The organism is Holdemanella sp. DFI.5.55 (assembly GCF_020593575.1).
Taxonomy (GTDB): domain Bacteria; phylum Bacillota_I; class Bacilli_A; order Erysipelotrichales; family Erysipelotrichaceae; genus Holdemanella; species Holdemanella hominis.
In genome coordinates this window covers 1-3,769 of the sequence record NZ_JAJDMK010000118.1, presented here as the reverse complement: position 1 = coordinate 3,769, position 3,769 = coordinate 1, and the positions used below count along the sequence as shown (strand labels likewise).

Here is a 3,769-nt window from a genome sequence, read left to right as displayed (position 1 = left end):
AAGCTCATCCTGAAATATATAAGTTTGTCCCTAAGAATCAGAGATTTGATTTTTTCGACGGAAGCCCTTATTTTGATTTTGAATGTCGTGTTGTACGTTTCAAAATTAGTGATGACACCTACGAAAGTATTATTACAAATTTAGATGAATCCGAATTCAATATACAAGATATTAAAGAACTGTACCACCTTCGTTGGGAGATTGAAACGAGTTATCGTGAATTGAAATATCATCTAGATTTAAATACATTGCATTCAAAGAAAAGAATGTTTATAGAGCAGGAAATTTATGCAAAGCTAGTGTTATATAATTTCTGCAGCAGAGTAAGTAACAATATAAAAATCAAAGAAAAAGGCGGAAAGAATCCACCTGATATTGAATCACTGATAGCTAAAGAAATACTGCCAATCCGTCCTAATCGCCAGAATGAACGGAAAGTGAAAGCCAAATCACCGGTATCTTTTAACTATCGATATGATTAACACCTAATATTATATATTTTTTAAAATGTAGTAGCAATACTACAAATTTCGTCGTGCTTTCAAATAAAAATACCATCCAGACAATAGTATCTGGACGGTTCGTTATTTCTTAACTTAATGACATTGGAAATGACCCCTTTTTTTTACAAAAAAAGTACTCAATTGAGCACTTTCATTGTTATAGTCTATCGAATATATTGTAGAGATTTCTTCGATCAAACCAAACATAGCCTGTTGTGTTGTCTGTGGAAGTATCTGTTCCTGGAGTACTAGGTTCCGTTGCTTCAGGTGTTGTAGGTTCTGTTGGTTCTGTAGGTTCTGTTGGTTCTGTTGGTTCTGTAGAAGGATATGTACATGCACTTCCGTCCCAAGTTCCGCCGTTATCTGTACAAGTTTTTTCGGCTTCGTTTGTTTCTTCTTTTTCTTCTTTTTTGCATGTACCAGCTTCAGAATCCCATTCACCACCATCGGCTTCACAAGCTTCTCTTTCTTTATCATCAGACTTTTTACATGTCTGGTTTTCTTCATCCCATTCGCCACCATTGGCTTCACAAGCATCTTGCGCATCATTGTTTTCGGATGTTATATCACCTTTTGATTTGAATTCATCTTTGATGTATCCACCCCTGTAGTCTGAGATACCACTAGGTCTTTCAAGTGCAGAATATGTTGCATATTTTTGCATGTAATCAAGCATGTAGTGTGAAATATGGAATGCTGAAGCAACATTTAAATCATTCCAAGTAATATACATACCATAGTTTGTGATGGCATCCGTTGTATATCCACTCCAACAAGCGATTGTATATTTATTTGTATAGCCTACTGACCATTCATCTTTGGCAACCCCCTCAGGAATTTTATATGGGTTCGCAGGCCAGTCTGTTGTACCTGATTTTCCATATACTGTATAGTTGCTCGCAAGAATTTCGTTGTAGTTTTGGTAACCACCTGAAACTACTTTTTCAAGTAATTGCGAAATCATCCATGCGGCTTGTTCACTGATAATATCATATGTTTTAGCGTTTGTCTTAAATTCTTTTTTATCGGATCTACGAACTACTTTTCTTACACGGTGAGCATCTACACGCTTACCTCCATTCGCAAATGTTGAGTAAGCACTTGCTTGTTGGATTGGGCTTGCACGCATGCTCGAACCACCGATTGCGTATTGTTCATTAAATCCTTCAGCTACTTCATCGCTAAAACCAAGCTTTTTACAATAATCGATCCAATAATCATAGCCTTTAGCGGTTACTAAATCAATCATAGCTTGAGCGGCTGTGGTATTTTTTGAAACACCTAATGCATCTTGTAAACTCATAATACCATTGTATTTACCGTCTGAGTTTTTAGGAGCATAAGAACCGTTTTTCCAATAGTCTTTTTTCTTATCATTTACCTGATGAGAGGTAGACCATCCTAAGATATCAAATGTACTTGCATAGGCAAGTAATGGTTTCATACTTGAACCTGGTTGATTTGGTTCGGTTGAGTAATCAATTTTTACGGAGTCTGAGTGATAACGACGGCCAGGTCCAACTGCAATAATTTCCCCCGTATCGTTTTCAATCATTGAGAAACCAACATCGAAATATTCGTTAGGGAATTGAACGATGTTACCGTTACATATTTCATCAGCTTGTTTTTGAGCATCTTGATTTAGTGCGGTATAGATATCCATTGGAATAATGGCCGGATCTTGTCCAGTTAATTCCATAACCTCACTTAATGTTTGTGTGATATAAGCTTGATTTGGATCATCACTTGTACGCTCTACATATTCTAAAGAGAATGACAAATCTTGGTTTGAAGCAAGATTAAATTCTTCTTCCGTAATATAACCATGTTGTAACATCAATTCTAAAGTTACATTTCTACGATTTTGAGCAGCTTTTAAATGATCTAGCTTTGTGTTTGCTTCGTTTAAATTGTTTAATGGATTGTATGTATCTGGTGCATTGATACAACCTGCCAAGAAGGCAGCCTCACCTAAATTTAATTGGGATACATCTTTGTTAAAGAAGTATTGTGCGGCTTTTTGAATGCCACGTGTATTGTTTCCTGAACCAAACCAAATACGGTTTACGTAGTATTCAAAGATTTGTTCTTTATTAATGCTTTGTTCAGCAATCAATGAAAGATAGATTTCTTGAACTTTTAATTTTAATTTTTGAACGGTTGTGATCGTACCCTGTTCAGTTTCTAATTTCTTTTCCTGGTTCTTAGTAAATGCATTATCAATCATCTGCATGGTTAATGTAGAACCACCTTGAGCAAGACTTCCAGATTTCAAGTTTGCCATAGCAGATTTCAAAAAACGTGGCAAGTCAAATCCATTGTGGTCGAAGAAACGTGAATCTTCAATTGATAAAAAAGCATCGACAACAGATTGTGGAATTTGTGAGTAGGTTACGTCTTCACGGATCTCATCTCCAAGTTCATAGAATACGTTGCCTGAAGCATCGTAAAGTCTTGAATTGGATAATGTAGTCAAACCGTCTTGCGAAAAACGCATGCCGTCAGGATCGTTGATAATGTTAACAAGAACGAAGAATACGGAGATGCATCCAACTAAAAATATAGATAAGACGGATACGGCTAGTTTATTCCAAATGTCTAGTTTTCTTCTGTTTGTCTTTTGTGTTTTTGGCTTATTTTGTTCGTTTTGTGATTGGGCCATTTACTTATCCTCCTTAAAATAGAGTTCATCTACAGCTTTTAAATACGCTAACCTAGGATATAATCCTTCTTGAATAAGAATCCCGTGGGATTGAAACCAAGAATATGGTATAGAGCTTTTGTCTATATTTTCTATTTTATCTATGAGCAGTTTTGAATCAATAAGGTAGGTTTCGTTATGATAATTAAATCGAATAATAAAAAAACCAATACCTCCATGAAATACAACTTTTTTTAGATGTTTGATTTGATGTGGGTGAATCATAAAGAGTGGGAAACTCGTTTTATTTTTCGTTTCCTTTGCTTCAAAATCAATGTATTTACCTCGATATACGCCGTTGTAGTCCGTCGTGGAAGGCGTTTTATAGTAAGCTTCAGTAATTTTAGCTCTTTGCCTTTTTGGATAGTCCACATGAACAACTTGAACGGGTGTTGGCTTTTTATAAATCAAAGCTTTATCGAGTTCTCTATAATATTTATTAGAGTCGTTTATATCGTTTTCGAGGCGCATACCTCGAGAACTATAACTCTTTTGTTGCATTGTATTTATGGTTGAAATTGCATTCGGATATTTAATAGTGCTCATCACGAACATTATATATGAA

Annotated in this window: 3 protein-coding genes; 1 reads left to right on the top strand and 2 read right to left on the bottom strand. The window is 35.5% G+C overall.

Going from position 1 to position 3,769, the window contains the following annotated elements:
* A partial coding sequence (locus LJE08_RS12995) for a transposase (protein WP_227403440.1) occupies positions 1-482 on the top strand: 482 nt, incomplete at its 5' end.
* Positions 483-660: 178 nt separating this feature from the next.
* Here the strand turns inward: LJE08_RS12995 and LJE08_RS12990 are convergent.
* Positions 661-3,165, bottom strand: coding sequence for a transglycosylase domain-containing protein (locus LJE08_RS12990; protein WP_227403439.1), 2,505 nt, complete (start codon positions 3,163-3,165; stop codon positions 661-663).
* Positions 3,166-3,705: a Holliday junction resolvase RecU gene (gene recU / locus LJE08_RS12985; RefSeq protein WP_117924375.1), complete on the bottom strand. Its 540-nt coding sequence runs from the start codon at positions 3,703-3,705 to the stop codon at positions 3,166-3,168.
* Between the last annotated feature and the right edge of the window lie 64 nt (positions 3,706-3,769).

Coding starts and splice junctions, on each gene's coding strand:
- recU (WP_117924375.1), bottom strand. CDS start 3,705: ATGCAACAAAAGAGTTATAGTTCTCGAGGTATGCGCCTCGAAAACGAT.
- LJE08_RS12990 (WP_227403439.1), bottom strand. CDS start 3,165: ATGGCCCAATCACAAAACGAACAAAATAAGCCAAAAACACAAAAGACA.